The following is a 13,671-nucleotide window of genomic DNA, read 5'->3' as shown; positions in this document are numbered from 1 at the left end:
TGAAATGCCCGGAACCTGAAAACGAGAAAGCGTAAACAGGGACTATCTATAGCAATTCAAAATTGAAACCGCAAGAGGGGTTTGAGCGATCAATGAATCAGGATGAATTCATTCGAGTTGAGGTAAGCCCAGTAGACATCTTGGTAGCTTTGCTGGACGGCGGATTGAAGCGGAACATTTCGAGCCGTCAGAAATTTAGTACGCTCTTTTACCAGACGCTTCAACTCTGTCAGCTCGCGTGAGGTGGGATAACGCGTCAACGCGGCCAGACTTAGTTTTCTGATTCTGGCATCTGGCGTGCGTTCCTTGAGTGCCTGCGTCAAAATCGTTCCATCCTGTTTGAAATCCAGGCTTCGTTTCACCAGAGACCCGTTCATCATTAACAGTGCCTGTGTGATGGTGCCGTCAAAGGTTGTGGTCTCGTCATTTTCTTCATTTTCAAGCGTATAGACAAACTGCTGCAGCCATTGATCGCGTTTCTGCATTTTGTTCCAGGCTGTCGAGTAGTTGGTCACAATCTGTGTCGGCTTGGCGGTGACTTGCAGAGAATCATAAAGCTGCTCTGCGGTCATCTGCTTGACATACATTCGACTGAAGTTCGGAGTGCTGCCGTCCTCGGGATTGTCGGCGACATTGTCTTCCAGAAAACGACTGCTGAGCCGATACGCATCCGACAGACAGATCCATTGAATCAGTTGTTTAATGTCATAGCCGCTATCGACAAATTGACGCGACAACTGGTCCAGTAACTCGGGATGGGTGGGGGAATTATGATAGCCCATGTCATCCACAGGTCGGGTGAATCCATAACCAAAGAAGTGAGCCCACATTCGATTGACCATGGCACGGGCCAACTGATTTGTTTTACCTGATGTCATTAATCGTGCCAGTTCCTGACGCCGATTCACGCCGGGAGCATCGGAGATTTTCACTCCCGCAAATTTCGGATAAGCGGGTTGCATCAAGCCTTGCCGGGTTTCATAAAATGTGGTTCCCCCTTTGGAAAGAGAGACCAATGCCAGTTTGGGTTCCTTAGCTTCGCCTTTCTCTCCCATGTTTTTCTTGCGGACTACTTTAGTCTGCTTGAAGAAACTGTTGATCTCCCAGAACTGGCTCTGCGTCGCATCATTGAACGGGTGGTTATGGCACTGGGTACATTGAATTTGTGTTCCCAGAAACAGGCGTGTGGTAATCGCGGTCGCAGGCACGGCTTCATTATTCAGATGTGCCAGTAAAAAGTTCGTGGCACCATTCGTATCCGCATCCCCTTCCGCAGAGACCAGATCATACACGATGTCGCTCCAAGGGCGGTTTTCGGCAAAACTTTGTACCAGAAAGTCCTGCAAGGCGCGGCGATTAATCTCACGAGACATAGACCGACCAATGAGTAAGCGTGTCCAGATCGTTGACCAGTTCGTGACATACGTCGGATTTTCAGTCAATTGTTTGACCAGCCGCTGATGTTTATCTGGCCGCGTCGATTTCAAAAACTGTTCTGCTTCGGTAGCCGTTGGAATGCGACCAATTACATCAAGATACACACGCCGGACCCACTCTTCATCGGAAGCAAAAGGGGAAGGTGAAATATTGGCGGCGGCCCATCCATCCTGAATCCGATGATTAATAAATGTGATGACGGCATCGTCAGAAGCACCTGTCGGTAATTGTTCTACCGGCGCTAACTGCTTCGGCTTGGCGGCAATCAAAGGCAGGTCGCTAAGCGATTGGGGAGAGTCACCCTGGTGGGAACGCAACATGGGATGCTGGGATGGTTCGACATGAATCGAACGACTGTGTTTCGTCGAGGGTACGGCAGCCAGGTTCTCGGAAGTACCATTGTTACCCGCAGGCATCGCATTCTCGTTCGGAGAATTATCGACCAGATTTGGTACATCGTCTTTTTTCAGCCATGAATTGATTACGACCATGAATGTCACCAGCAGACAGACTGATGTGATTCCCGCGACCCAGTGCTTTCTGCGCGGCGCTGTCGGACGTTTGATCGATTCGATGACTGTGATTTCACCGTCTTCTTCGACGGCTTCTACTTCAGCAATTTCTTCCTCAACAGCAGCTGCTACAGGAATCATCGCGTCAGCGCCCAAAGCCTGATCCCAGTATAAAGTGCCATGCAAGTGTGAATAATTCAGATAGAACTGCATCGCATCGGGATCGGAAAGTACAATTTCCTCCAGTCTGGCGCTCTCTTTTGCTGACAGACGTTCCTCGCACAATGCTTCCATAAGCAAAGAAAGCTCAGCTAATTCGATTTCTTTCTTACTCATGACTATAAGACTCTGCTGCAATATAGCGGTTAATACATTCAAATAGCGTACGTCTGACACGCCCTAACGACTGATAAACAGAATTTGCCGGGCGGCCTAATTCATCTGCCAGATCCTTCCCCTGGTTACTTCCCTGGTATCGTCTCTGAATCAGTTCTCGATCTTTCTTGCGTAATTTACTCAGGCAAAAAGTTAAGGCATTGCGACGCAGCTCAAAAATATCCTGACTCTCTTGCACGGCGTCCGCGACCTGAGAGACAAACTCGTCGCTGAATTGATGCTTGTCGCGTCCCCGTTTCTTGCGGAATTTCAAAATTTCGTAATGGGCAATCTGGCAGGCCCAGGCAAAAAAATTCGTGCCTACTTCAAACTGTTGTGCTTTTTTCCAGATGATCAAGTTCGTATTTTGGAGAATCTCCTCTGCTTCCAGCGGGTGTGGAATCATCGAAAGGATATATAAATAAATGCGTCGCTGATTTTGGGTAAACAACGCAATAAATTCACGCCCCTCGTCCGTTTCTGTATCCGGGAAAACAGGTTGATCGGTCGAACTTGTCAAAGTAATTCCAATTCGTTACGTCGATGTTGATCTACAGAAATTTCTTTCCTGGCCGACAATAAAACAGCGGAAGCACCCTCTTCGAGCGTCCGCTGTTTTATGGCTTGTCAAACTCACTGGCTGAAGTTCAGACTCAGTCAATCAAATCAATTCTTTGATCGGAGTTCCGCCATTGGCCAGCTTCATGGGACGACCGCGTTTAGATGTGTGTACGATGTCCAATGGAATGCCTAGCGAGTGAGCGACTGTTGCCCACAGATCGCCTGGTAGATAGCTCTTGCCTTCGATGCCGATTCCATCGCTGTCCGTTTTGCCGATCGCCTGACCGTTTTTCAGTCCGCCACCACCAACCATGGCAGTCCAGCTGGCGGCCCAGTGATCGCGACCGACGTTCTGGTTAATACGAGGAGTTCGGCCGAACTCACCCATACAAACGATGGTCACGTCGTCCAGCATCGCACGTTGCTTCAGGTCTGTGACAAGAGCTGAGATACCCTTATCCAACTGAGGCAGGTTCTGATTCTTCAAAGAATCAAACACACCCTGGTGCAAGTCCCAGCTGCCGACGGAAGCTGAAACTTCGATGAACGGTACACCAACTTCAACCAGACGCCGTGCCAGCAGTAATCCCTGACCAAAGTTGCCGGTTCCATAAGCTTCTTTTAAAGCTTCAGATTCCTGATCCACTTTGAAGGCTTCCATTTGCTTGGAAGTCATCAGGTTGACGGCTTTCTTGTAGATGTCCTTATGCGAGTTCGCAGATTCACCTCGTTTGGACTTAATGAATCCAGACTCCAGAACCTGCAGCATGTCAAGACGCTGGCCTAACCGCTGTTGTTCTGCCATATTTACTTCTGCGTTTTGAATGGTTCCATTGCTGGAAACAACAAACGGTGAATGAGACATTCCCAGGAATCCGGCACTGCCCCGGCTACCGCCGACGGAAATGAAGGATGGAATTTCCAGTTCTTTACGGCGTGAACCCAGCTCATAACTAACAACCGAACCAAAGGTGGGGTGAACCACGGTGGGGTTTGGTACATATGCAGAATGCATGTAGTATGTCCCACGAGCATGGTCGGCTTCGCGCGTGCTCATTGAGCGAATCAACGAGAGGTTATCCATGACCTGTGCTGTCTTAGGCATATGCTCAGAAATCTGCATATCCCCTTTGGTGCTGATCGGCTTGAACTCACCACCATTCTTTGAACCAGGCTTGAGGTCCCAGATATCAATTGTAGGCGGGCCACCGGCCATCCAGATCAGAATACAGGCTTTTTGCTGTTTCTTGACCTGATTGGCATTCGCTTCCAGGTGAGACAGAAAGTGCATCGTAGGAATCGCTGTCGCTGCTCCTGCGACATGCTTCATAAAGTGCCGACGCGTCATTCCGTAAGGATTGAGAATAGTCATAACGAATGCCCTTTTTTGGTTCTATAGTGATAAAAATTGTTTGTAAAAGATCGCGATGCGATACGTTGTTTCAATTTAATGGTTGAAGACAAACTCATTGGAGTTCAATAAGGCCCAGTAGAGGTCCTGGTACGCGGCTAATTTGTCCCGCGAACCGCCAATCAATTTCTGAGCACTCAGCAATTCACGACGATCAGGATAACGACTCAAAGTGGACAAAAACATTTTGCGAATTTTTGCCTGGTCGTTTCCTTTTTCCAGTAGCAGTTGATTCAGATAACTTCCGCGATCTGCGCTAATGGCGTTTTTAGTCAATTCGCCATTCATCATCATCAGTGCCTGTGGAATCGTGCCGTTAAACGTGGTGGAGTCATCGCCGGAATCATTATCGAATGCGACCATGAATTGACCCATCCATCGACGACGTTGTGCTTCAGCCCGTTCCCAGTTGGATTGTCCGGACTTATGAGCACCCGTCGCGACGATTAAAGAATCGTAGAGCTGCTCGGCTGTCATGTTCTTGACATACATATGCGAGAAGAGAGGGGTTTCTCCTCGCTCTGGACTGTCCATTTCATTGTTGCGACCAAACTGACTGGTCAAGTTGTATGCTTCACTATTACAGATCCAACGTGCCAGTTGTTTCAGATCGTAATCTTTCTTGACCAACTCTTCGGCCATCTTATTCAGTAGTTCCGGGTGAGAGGCGGGGTTATGCGGCCCCATATCATCCACGGGACGGGTAAACCCATAGCCCATGAAATAGCCCCACATCCGGTTTACAATTGCGGTCGCAATCAGCGGTTTTTCACCTTTGACAATTAATTTGGAAAATTCTTTACGACGTTCGACGCCGCTTGTTGGGTCGACTTTCACATCATCGAAAATCGGATAAGCAACCTGCATCAGTCCGGAACGTTTTTCATAATAGACGGGGCCGTTGAATCCAGTCGCGACGACTTCAGAATAGTCGTCGACCTGACGCCCTGTCTTGGGATCAGTCTTACGATGGTTGATACGTCGCATCTGGCGGAAGAAACTGTTGTATTCCCAGAACTGGTTCTGTTTCCAGTCATTAAACGGGTGATTGTGACACTGCGTGCATTGCACCTGGATACCCAGAAACAGACGTGTGGTTGCGGCTGTTACCTGAACCGCTTCATCATTGTTCTGCATTTGTGCCAGCAGGTAATTGACGGCACCATTCTCTTCAAAATGCCCTTCCGCAGTCACAAGGTCCTGGACAACCTCATCCCAGGGACGATTTTTTGCAAAGACTTCCCGCAGAAACTTCTGCATCCCGTTGCGGCTTACTCGTCGAGGAGTACGGCGACCAATAAGCAAATTCGTCCACACGTTTGTAAAGTTCTGCACATAAGCGGGGTCATCCAGCAGTTTATCGATGATCTTAGATCGCTTGGCAGGATCACGATCTTTGACAAATTTTTCGACTGTTTCTGCGGAAGGGATTTGACCAATGAGGTCCAGATGGACGCGACGTAACCATTCTTCATCAGAAGCGACGGGAGAGGGCTCCACTTCATTGTCTTCCCACCCCTGGCGAACACGTCCGTTGATGTAGTCAATGAAAGGATCAAATGCACCCGTAGAAAATGCCTTCGCCCTGCTTTCCGGAGGCGCGGCATCTACGAAGGACACCAGGGAACCGGCACAGATCACAAATGTAAAAACAACACAAAGTTGTTTAGAAAAACGACGCATTTTCATGTTCTCCACTGTATTCAAAAATGACAGGATGAACGCCCTGCAATATTCTCTATCGGCAACTCTCATTGAGACAAATTGCGAAAAGAAGATTGCCTCGCTACTGTATTAACTTCCTGGAAGACCAAAACATTCGAAGTGACTCTAAATAATATCAATATTTTATACGAATTGGTTCCTGAAAGAGTACTCAATTTTGCATAAAATCCAATCTAAATATCAAGCAAATCGGATGTAACTCCTATAACAGTGTCGTCAGGAATAGTCGCGTAAGGTATTGTATAGTTGAGGCTTACGAGAAGTTGATCGCTTTGTGAAACGGTCGCAGGCTTCGCTGACGCCCCTCAAATACCACTGGGAAGCTAAAAATGGTATACATACGAGTATAAATCACCCTTTTGTGTCCAGAAAAAGAGCCATGAAAAACCAATATCATTTCCAAGATCAGGTCGCCATCATTACCGGTGCCGGTAACGGGATCGGACGTGCCACCGCGATCATGATGGCCGAAGCCGGAGCTCATGTTTTTGCCGGCGATGTCCATCACCTTGAAGAGAACCGGGAAACATTTACCCGCTTGGGAATCACGGAAGTGATCTGTGACGTCCGGCAGGAATCCCAGGTTCAGTCTTTGATCGAACAGGCAGTCAATCAATATGGCCGGATCGACATTCTGGTCAACAATGCTGGTATTGGTTTGGTCAAACAAATTCATCAGGTTACCGAAGCCGAGTGGGATGCCTGCATCGATACCAATCTCAAAGGCACCTTTCTAGGCTGTAAGCATGCGATCAAATACATGCTGGCGACCGGCGGCGGTACCATTGTCAATACCGCCAGCAATGCCGGGCTGCTTCCTCGTGCACACGATCCTGTTTACTCTATCAGCAAACATGCTGTTGTCGCACTGACCGAAAGTCTGGGGCTCTGCCATGGGAAAGACAATATCCGGATCAATTGTGTCTGTCCGGGTCCGGTAGGCGAAACCGGTATGATGAATGTCGACATCGCCAATGCAGCCGACCCGGAAGGGCTAACGCAATCAATGATTCGTGCCAGCCCCATCGCTGCGGCCAACAAAAGAATGATCAGGCCACAAGAAGTCGCTTCTGCCATCTGCTACCTGGCTAGTAAGGATGCTTTAATGGTAAGCGGGACGGCGCTCCGCATCGATGGCGGAAAATCACTGGGTGTTCCACCACAGGGAATGTAGTCTTTGCCAGCTGTTTTTAAGCTTAACCGGCGTAGCAGGATGGAACGTGTTCTTTCAACAATGCAACCTGCTCATCGCTTAGCGGGGCGATCAGCTTGCAGTCGATGCGCCAGAATTCCTCGTCAAGGGGTGTCGCACGTACTACCGAAGCGGTGACGTCTAATGCAAACTTCACGCGCTGATCTTCGACATGCAGTTGCAGTTCATCCCGCAATGCAAACTCAGATCGAGAGGCGAATGAAAGCCCATTCTGGCTGACATTGATGGCATAGCCCTTCGCGCCCGGATGGTCTCCTGCTTCCGAGATCCCTTGCTCATCTTTACTGAATGCCAGGACAATGGCTTCACTGGTATGTCGCGGAAACTCGCGGCGTTCGAATGATTTGTTTTCTTTCAGTGGTACCGGAGCTGGAGAGTCGGTTTTCACGGGAGAATTCGCGCGGACTTTCGTCAGAATGCTGTTCCAGGAATACCCAGAATTACGCGAACGAACTTTTAATGGCCGTTTGGCACTGCCCAGGCATCGGTGAAAAGAGATCGGCTGGGTTGCCTGATCACTGGCAGGGGAAACGGGCTTTTCCGTTTTAACAGCACTTTCAGTAGGAGTAACCTGTGGCTCCACATCCATTAATATATTCATTGCGTATTAACCTGGCAAAAATGAGACAATATCTGTCCACAAGAACAGACCCAATGACGAGGGACTGCGGAATTGACCTGTTTAAACCTAGGTTACAAATGAGATAGGGTCAAAAAGGGAGCGTCCTTATTTTGAAACAAGCAGTATAAATCCTCGAAAATACCAAAATTTACGCTCGTTCAACCGATGAGGGGTGTCTCGCCTTTAACACCAAGAAATCTGAGCTAGGGTCAGGTGGCATAACCCCTATTATAGTAATGGCTTACTGCATAAGTGCGTAAAACGTCGAAAATTCGTGTGATTTCGCGATTGTCAGGTCGGCAACTAGCTTGAGAAACAGGTATCAGGAAATTATACTGCCACGTTTCCAATGACTCATAAGAATCGAATGAAGTTTTGTCGGTTCGATCATCGATAGGGGTTTCTATATTTAAACCGGTTTGACAATCACTCAAAAATTCGTGCGTCCTGCGGCAGACAAGCCTCTGCCCTCGGTTTACCTGATTTAACCCTTCCCTGACATGTAGCGAGATAATACTGGCATGCGATTTTCGCTCGTCGATCAAATATTAACACTGGAGAAAGGCAAGTCGATTACGGCTGTCAAAAACCTTTCTCTGGCAGAAGAATACCTGCAGGACCATTTTCCTGGTTTCGCCGTGATGCCGGGGGTGATGATGGTCGAATCGATCGTACAGGCTGGTGCCTGGTTGATGCGTTATACAAACGATTTTGAATACAGCACGATCCTGCTGAAACAAACGAAAGCCATCCGCTTTAACAGTTTTGTTACCCCGGGCAAGCAGTTGAAAGTCTCACTGAGCATACAAAAGTGGGAAGAGAATCTGTGTACCTTGAAAGCGACCAGCGAAGTCGAAGGGGAAACCGCCGTCAGTGGTCGTATTGTTCTGGAGCAATTTAATCTGCGGGACAAAACCCCTTCGATGGCAGAGAATGATGCAGATCGGATCAAAGATCTACAGGCACAGTTTGGCCAGCTTTGGAACCCCAACCGGCAAACCGCATCCTGAAATCGGGTTTGTCAGTACGGTCTGTATCTGTCAAAGTAAACTTGAGAATTTTAAATAACTAGATTTAGTTAGATTGGATTACGGAATGAAACTGGAAGGAAGAGTAGCGTTGGTAACCGGAGGCAGTCGCGGTATTGGAAAAGCCGTCGTAGAAGCCCTGGCCCGTGAAGGGGCAAAGGTTGCCTTTGTGTACCGTTCCAGTGCGGAAGCTGCAGAACAAATTGTGAAAGAACTGGCTGATCAAAACTGTGAAGCACTGGCTATTCAAGCCGACGTTGCCAATAAAGCAGAGGCAGACGCGGTTGTAGAACAGGTCATTGAGAAATGGGAAAAGATCGACATTCTGATCAATAATGCCGGCATCATCCGGGATGGGCTTCTGGCAACCATGTCAGCAGAAGACTGGCAAGCCGTCATTGATACGAACCTGACCAGCGTCTTCAATTTCTGTCAGGCCGTCACTCGCCCCATGATGTCCAAGCGATACGGACGCATTATTAACATGTCCAGTGTGGCCGCTCACTTTGGTAACTCCGGACAATCCAACTATGCTGCCAGTAAAGGGGGAATCATTGGATTCACCCGCTGCCTGGCGACCGAACTTGCGAAACGGGGAATTACGGTCAACGCGGTCGCTCCCGGTTTTATTGAAACAGACATGACCGTCGATGTGCGAAATGCAGCCGGCGATCAAATCAAGAAGCATATTCCCACCCGTCGTCTGGGTCTTCCGGAAGACATTGCCAATGCGGTCCTGTTTTTCGCGTGTGAAGACGCATCCTACGTTACCGGCCAAACACTGGCTGTAGACGGCGGATTAACGTTGGGTGGAATTTAATTTACGCCATTCCGAGACGGCTCGTCGCTGTTTTCGGGAGAACTATTTTGGGTTATCAGTATCTTTCGAATTGGGTCAATTCAACATATTGGTAACGAGAACTGTCGAAGCTATTCTTCTCGCCGAATAGTTTTTTAAATCAGGCTGGGTCGGCGAGACTAATCGACCATCAGGTCGAACCAAGGAGTAATTACAGATGCCAACTAGAGATGAAATCTTCGATTCCGTTCGTGAAACACTGGTGGACGCTCTCGGACTGGATGACGACGAAGTAGTGCCTGAAGCCACCCTGATGGGTGACCTCGGAGCCGAGTCGATTGACTTTCTTGATATCGCTTTCCGCTTGGAAAAAGCCTTCGATATCAAAATCCCACGTGGCGAACTGTTCCCCGAAAATATCGCTTCTTCTGATTCCGGTTTTGTCAAAGACGGTGTCTTCACCGAAGCTGGTATTGCAGAACTCCGCACCAAGATGCCTCATGCGGACATCGATTCTTTCGCGGACGATCCTAAAGTAGAAAAAATGCAGGATCTGTTTACTGTCGACATGCTGGTCAACTTCCTTGATGCACGACTTTCTTAATCAGGAACGGTTGTAAATTAAGAGGACTATCAGATGCAGGCACAGCTCACAATTGTGGGCTGTGCACCTTTTATTAGAATTGCACTGATACTAGCGGCAATCGGTTGACCGATCAGCCTTCCTCACCTGTGCCCCCAAGCTATCAAACTTAAAGGTTCATCAAAATGCGATGGTTCTGGATAGATCGCTTTATTGAATTCGAAAGTGGTTCTTACGCCAAGAGTGTCAAAAACGTCACACTGGCGGAAGAACATTTGCATGATCACTTTCCCGGCTTCCCGGTCATGCCCGGCTCTCTGATGATTGAAGGTCTGGCACAAACCGGAGGCATTCTGCTAGGCGAAATCCACGATTTTGAACATATCGTGATTCTGGCAAAAGTACCCAAAATGACCTTTCATAGCTGGGCCTGTCCGGGGGACCAGCTGATTTATACGGCGAAAATTACCAACGCCGGTGAAGAAGGAGGGGCAGTCGACGTGACTGCCATGGTCGGAGATCGTCTGGTGGCAGAAGGCAGCATCATCTTTGTTCACCTCGACCAGAGTGATTCCGAATTTGGCGCCATCGACCAGAAAAACTTCGTATTTTCGATGAATCTACTGGGTATTCTCGATGTCGGAAAAGCGGGAACCGGTGAAGAACAGGCGTAAGTCCGCTATTTTTGGAAGCTTGCTATGGAGGCCTTGATTCCAAATGGACTACAATAATAATTCAACTATTCAAGAACCGGATTGATTATCTGGCAGCAAATCACAGTCGACTGGGTCAGACAATACTGTGATTAGCCTGCTGTTACAAAATTCAAATTTATAAACAAGAATTCGAAGCTATGAACCGCCGCGTTGTGATCACAGGAATTGGCGCTATCACCCCCTTGGGAAAAACCGTGGAAGATACCTGGAAAGCACTCCAGGAATCCAAATGCGGAATCTCCAACATCACTCATTTTGATGCCTCGAATTTCCCAACCCGGTTTGCAGCCGAAGTCCATGACTTCCACCTGGAAGACTATGTCGACAACCTGGACCGCTTTGCATATTCCGGCCGCAATATTCGTTATGCCATTGGTGCTGCCACACAGGCCGTCAAAGATTCTGGCATTCTGGATGATGATTTTGATCCTGCCACATTCGGTGTGTATCTGGGGGCCGGTGAAGGGCAGCAAGACTTTTACACATTTATGAAGATTATCGCACAGGCGCAAAGTGATGGCGAGGTCGATCTGGAAAAGTTCACCAAAGTTGGACTGGAACAACTCAATCCACGCATCGAACTTGAGCAGGAACCCAATATGCCAGCCGGTCATCTGGCCAGTCTGTTCAATGCCCAGGGACCGAACCTGAACTGCCTGACTGCCTGTGCTGCTTCCAGCCAGGCGATCGGCGAAGCATCAGAACTAATTCGCCGAGGCGATGTCGATATCATGCTCTCAGGCGGTGCCCACAGCATGATTCACCCCTTTGGTGTGACCGGTTTTAGTCTACTGACCGCGCTTTCCACAAACAACGAAAACCCCGCACAAGCATCCCGCCCCTTCGATCGTAACCGCGATGGTTTTGTGTTAGGTGAAGGAGCCGGCATGATGATTTTAGAAGATCTGGAACGAGCTCAAAAACGGGGTGCTCGCATCTATGGAGAACTCGTTGGCTACGGTTCCAGTGCAGACGCCTACCGCGTGACCGATATTCATCCTGAAGGACGTGGCGCCATCAAGTGTATTAAAATGGCCATGAGCCATGCGAACGTGAATCCGGAAGACATTCATTACATCAATGCACACGGAACAAGTACGGCGGTAAACGATAAAGTCGAAACCAGAGCCATTAAAGGCGCACTGGGCGATACAGCTTATAAAGTTCCGGTTTCCAGTATCAAAAGTATGATGGGGCACTTAATTGCTGCAGCAGGAAGCGTGGAAGCCATCACCTGTCTGATGGCCATTCGCGATAACGTTGTGCCTCCCACCATCAACTATGAAACTCCCGACCCGGATTGTGACTTGGACTATATTCCCAACGAAGCACGCCAGCAAAATGTCACTACAACACTGTCCAACAGCTTTGGGTTTGGCGGTCAGAATATTTCACTGATTTTCTCGGAATTCAAAGACTAAACGGTTTTTATTTTCCAGATCAAAATGAAAGCAGCCACGACACTCAAGTGCAAACAGTTGCGCTGCGCTGAAATGGTCACTGGTCAATCGCGTTCGGCAGAATTAAGACCTTGATCAATTTGAGTCATAAAGAGTATACATCACCTAAAGACAAACGGAGCTTGTCTAGGGTCAGACAAGCAATATCACCTCCATGGAGACGGCAGTGAGTTGGTTGTTCTGGTGCACTCTGATCGCGATCACAGTAGAATTGGTCATTCAATTCTGCATTATTCGCGCTGCTTATCCCTTGCTGTTTGCTCCCATGCCAGACCGGTTTAATCTGGCGGGCACTCTCACAACACTGCCTGAAAACGATGAATCGATCAAGATTGAGGCAGTTTCATTCCCGACTTCGAATGGGCTGACGCTACGCGGTTTCCTCGCTACCCCGGAAAACTGTGATCCCCATCGGCTGATTCTGTTTTGTCACCCATTTAAATCAACGGGCAAAATCGCCTTGTTTCAATGTCGAGGCCTACTCGATGCCGGGTTTGCCGTTTTCACATTTGACTTTCGTAATCACGGAGAAAGCGATACCGACCCCCATTATGATTCGATTCACTGGCTATCCAACCATGAAATCAGTGATGTCGAAGCGGCCATTCGATATATCAGGCAACAGCCGCAATTAAATCAGCTGCCCCTTGGATTGTTTGGCATGAGCCGCGGTGCGGGAGCGGCATTGGCAGTCGCAGCACAGTCTCCTGAAATTCAGTTTGTTGCCTGTGAAGGTGCTTTCCTGAATGAGGAACTCTTTCTGGATCATGCCATTCGCTGGGGAGAACGATTTCTGCCTCGATTGTTTATTCAATTAGTGCCTACTTCTGAAGTGATCCGGGCATTTCGCTTGATGATCTGGTATTCACAGCGGCGACAGGGGTGCCGTTACATCAATCTGAAATCGTATCTCAGATCTCTGAAAACCCGAGAGCTGCTGTTTCTTGTGGGAGAAAACGACCGGAGTGTAGTCCCGCGGATGACCGAGCTGATTGTTCAAAAAATTCAATCTTCAAACGCCAGAGTTTGCTTGCTGCCGAAGGCCATTCATAACGCGGGCCGCTTTACTCAGCCCGACCAATTTGATGCTGCCTTAATCGATTTCTTCTCTCAAATGCCCCTGAAGTTATCGCAGCAGACGGAGTCGGAGTTTCGTTCTGATCCCGTTTCTCCATTCAGAAAACGTTCCGCATAAGTTCCCTAGTACTGCCTATTTGACAGCAAATATG

Annotated in this window: 12 protein-coding genes; 7 read left to right on the top strand and 5 right to left on the bottom strand. The window is 48.5% G+C overall.

Annotated elements, in window-relative coordinates; all coding sequences use genetic code 11:
* Window positions 1-89 precede the first annotated feature (89 nt).
* The 4 genes from Pan241w_RS26155 to Pan241w_RS26140 form a co-directional block, all read right to left on the bottom strand.
* Complete coding sequence (locus tag Pan241w_RS26155) at window positions 90-2,285, bottom strand: DUF1549 and DUF1553 domain-containing protein (RefSeq protein WP_145221793.1); 2,196 nt, start codon at window positions 2,283-2,285, stop codon at window positions 90-92.
* Window positions 2,278-2,844, bottom strand: coding sequence for a sigma-70 family RNA polymerase sigma factor (locus Pan241w_RS26150; protein ID WP_145221790.1), 567 nt, complete (start codon window positions 2,842-2,844; stop codon window positions 2,278-2,280). Before Pan241w_RS26150 ends, Pan241w_RS26155 begins: the two co-directional genes overlap by 8 nt.
* Window positions 2,845-2,985: 141 nt before the next feature.
* Complete coding sequence (locus Pan241w_RS26145) at window positions 2,986-4,257, bottom strand: DUF1501 domain-containing protein (RefSeq protein ID WP_145221787.1); 1,272 nt, start codon at window positions 4,255-4,257, stop codon at window positions 2,986-2,988.
* A 75-nt stretch (window positions 4,258-4,332) separates the two neighbouring features.
* A complete protein-coding gene (locus Pan241w_RS26140) occupies window positions 4,333-5,979 on the bottom strand; it encodes a DUF1549 domain-containing protein (protein ID WP_145221784.1) in 1,647 nt (548 codons plus the stop codon).
* A gap of 421 nt (window positions 5,980-6,400) precedes the next feature.
* On the opposite strand from Pan241w_RS26140, the gene Pan241w_RS26135 reads away from it, so the two are divergent.
* A complete protein-coding gene (locus Pan241w_RS26135; protein ID WP_145221781.1) occupies window positions 6,401-7,195 on the top strand; it encodes an SDR family NAD(P)-dependent oxidoreductase in 795 nt (264 codons plus the stop codon).
* A gap of 22 nt (window positions 7,196-7,217) precedes the next feature.
* Here Pan241w_RS26135 and Pan241w_RS26130 read toward each other — a convergent pair whose 3' ends face one another.
* A complete protein-coding gene (locus Pan241w_RS26130) occupies window positions 7,218-7,835 on the bottom strand; it encodes a PilZ domain-containing protein (RefSeq protein WP_145221778.1) in 618 nt (205 codons plus the stop codon).
* A 542-nt stretch (window positions 7,836-8,377) separates the two neighbouring features.
* Between Pan241w_RS26130 and Pan241w_RS26125 the strand changes: the two genes are divergently transcribed.
* From Pan241w_RS26125 to Pan241w_RS26100, 6 genes are all read left to right on the top strand, one after another.
* Entirely contained in the window at window positions 8,378-8,866 is a 489-nt protein-coding gene (locus tag Pan241w_RS26125) for a 3-hydroxyacyl-ACP dehydratase FabZ family protein (RefSeq protein ID WP_145221775.1), read from the top strand.
* Between the two features lie 85 nt (window positions 8,867-8,951).
* Window positions 8,952-9,704 (top strand): 3-oxoacyl-[acyl-carrier-protein] reductase, encoded by a 753-nt coding sequence (fabG, locus tag Pan241w_RS26120; RefSeq protein ID WP_145221772.1) that lies wholly within the window; start codon window positions 8,952-8,954, stop codon window positions 9,702-9,704.
* Between the two features lie 196 nt (window positions 9,705-9,900).
* On the top strand, window positions 9,901-10,287 hold the full coding sequence (locus Pan241w_RS26115; RefSeq protein WP_145221769.1) for an acyl carrier protein: 387 nt from the start codon (window positions 9,901-9,903) through the stop codon (window positions 10,285-10,287).
* A 164-nt stretch (window positions 10,288-10,451) separates the two neighbouring features.
* The gene (locus Pan241w_RS26110; protein WP_145221766.1) at window positions 10,452-10,940 is read left to right on the top strand and encodes a 3-hydroxyacyl-ACP dehydratase FabZ family protein; all 489 of its coding nucleotides are present in this window, start codon (window positions 10,452-10,454) and stop codon (window positions 10,938-10,940) included.
* 179 nt (window positions 10,941-11,119) lie between these two features.
* Window positions 11,120-12,403, top strand: a complete 1,284-nt coding sequence (fabF, locus tag Pan241w_RS26105; RefSeq protein WP_145221763.1) for a beta-ketoacyl-ACP synthase II — start codon at window positions 11,120-11,122, stop codon at window positions 12,401-12,403.
* Window positions 12,404-12,608: 205 nt separating this feature from the next.
* On the top strand, window positions 12,609-13,637 hold the full coding sequence (locus tag Pan241w_RS26100) for an alpha/beta hydrolase (protein ID WP_198000164.1): 1,029 nt from the start codon (window positions 12,609-12,611) through the stop codon (window positions 13,635-13,637).
* Window positions 13,638-13,671 lie beyond the last annotated feature (34 nt).

The sequence above is a fragment of the Gimesia alba genome (assembly GCF_007744675.1).
GTDB classification, from domain to species: domain Bacteria; phylum Planctomycetota; class Planctomycetia; order Planctomycetales; family Planctomycetaceae; genus Gimesia; species Gimesia alba.
Note: the sequence above shows the minus strand (reverse complement) of the source record. Positions and strands in the feature narration are given on the sequence as shown.

Bases quoted from the DNA above. Each gene is read 5' to 3' on its own strand.
- Pan241w_RS26155 (WP_145221793.1), bottom strand. From the start codon at position 2,285: ATGAGTAAGAAAGAAATCGAATTAGCTGAGCTTTCTTTGCTTATGGAA.
- Pan241w_RS26145 (WP_145221787.1), bottom strand. From the start codon at position 4,257: ATGACTATTCTCAATCCTTACGGAATGACGCGTCGGCACTTTATGAAG.
- Pan241w_RS26140 (WP_145221784.1), bottom strand. From the start codon at position 5,979: ATGCGTCGTTTTTCTAAACAACTTTGTGTTGTTTTTACATTTGTGATC.
- Pan241w_RS26135 (WP_145221781.1), top strand. From the start codon at position 6,401: ATGAAAAACCAATATCATTTCCAAGATCAGGTCGCCATCATTACCGGT.
- Pan241w_RS26130 (WP_145221778.1), bottom strand. From the start codon at position 7,835: ATGAATATATTAATGGATGTGGAGCCACAGGTTACTCCTACTGAAAGT.
- Pan241w_RS26125 (WP_145221775.1), top strand. From the start codon at position 8,378: ATGCGATTTTCGCTCGTCGATCAAATATTAACACTGGAGAAAGGCAAG.
- fabG (WP_145221772.1), top strand. From the start codon at position 8,952: ATGAAACTGGAAGGAAGAGTAGCGTTGGTAACCGGAGGCAGTCGCGGT.
- Pan241w_RS26115 (WP_145221769.1), top strand. From the start codon at position 9,901: ATGCCAACTAGAGATGAAATCTTCGATTCCGTTCGTGAAACACTGGTG.
- Pan241w_RS26110 (WP_145221766.1), top strand. From the start codon at position 10,452: ATGCGATGGTTCTGGATAGATCGCTTTATTGAATTCGAAAGTGGTTCT.
- fabF (WP_145221763.1), top strand. From the start codon at position 11,120: ATGAACCGCCGCGTTGTGATCACAGGAATTGGCGCTATCACCCCCTTG.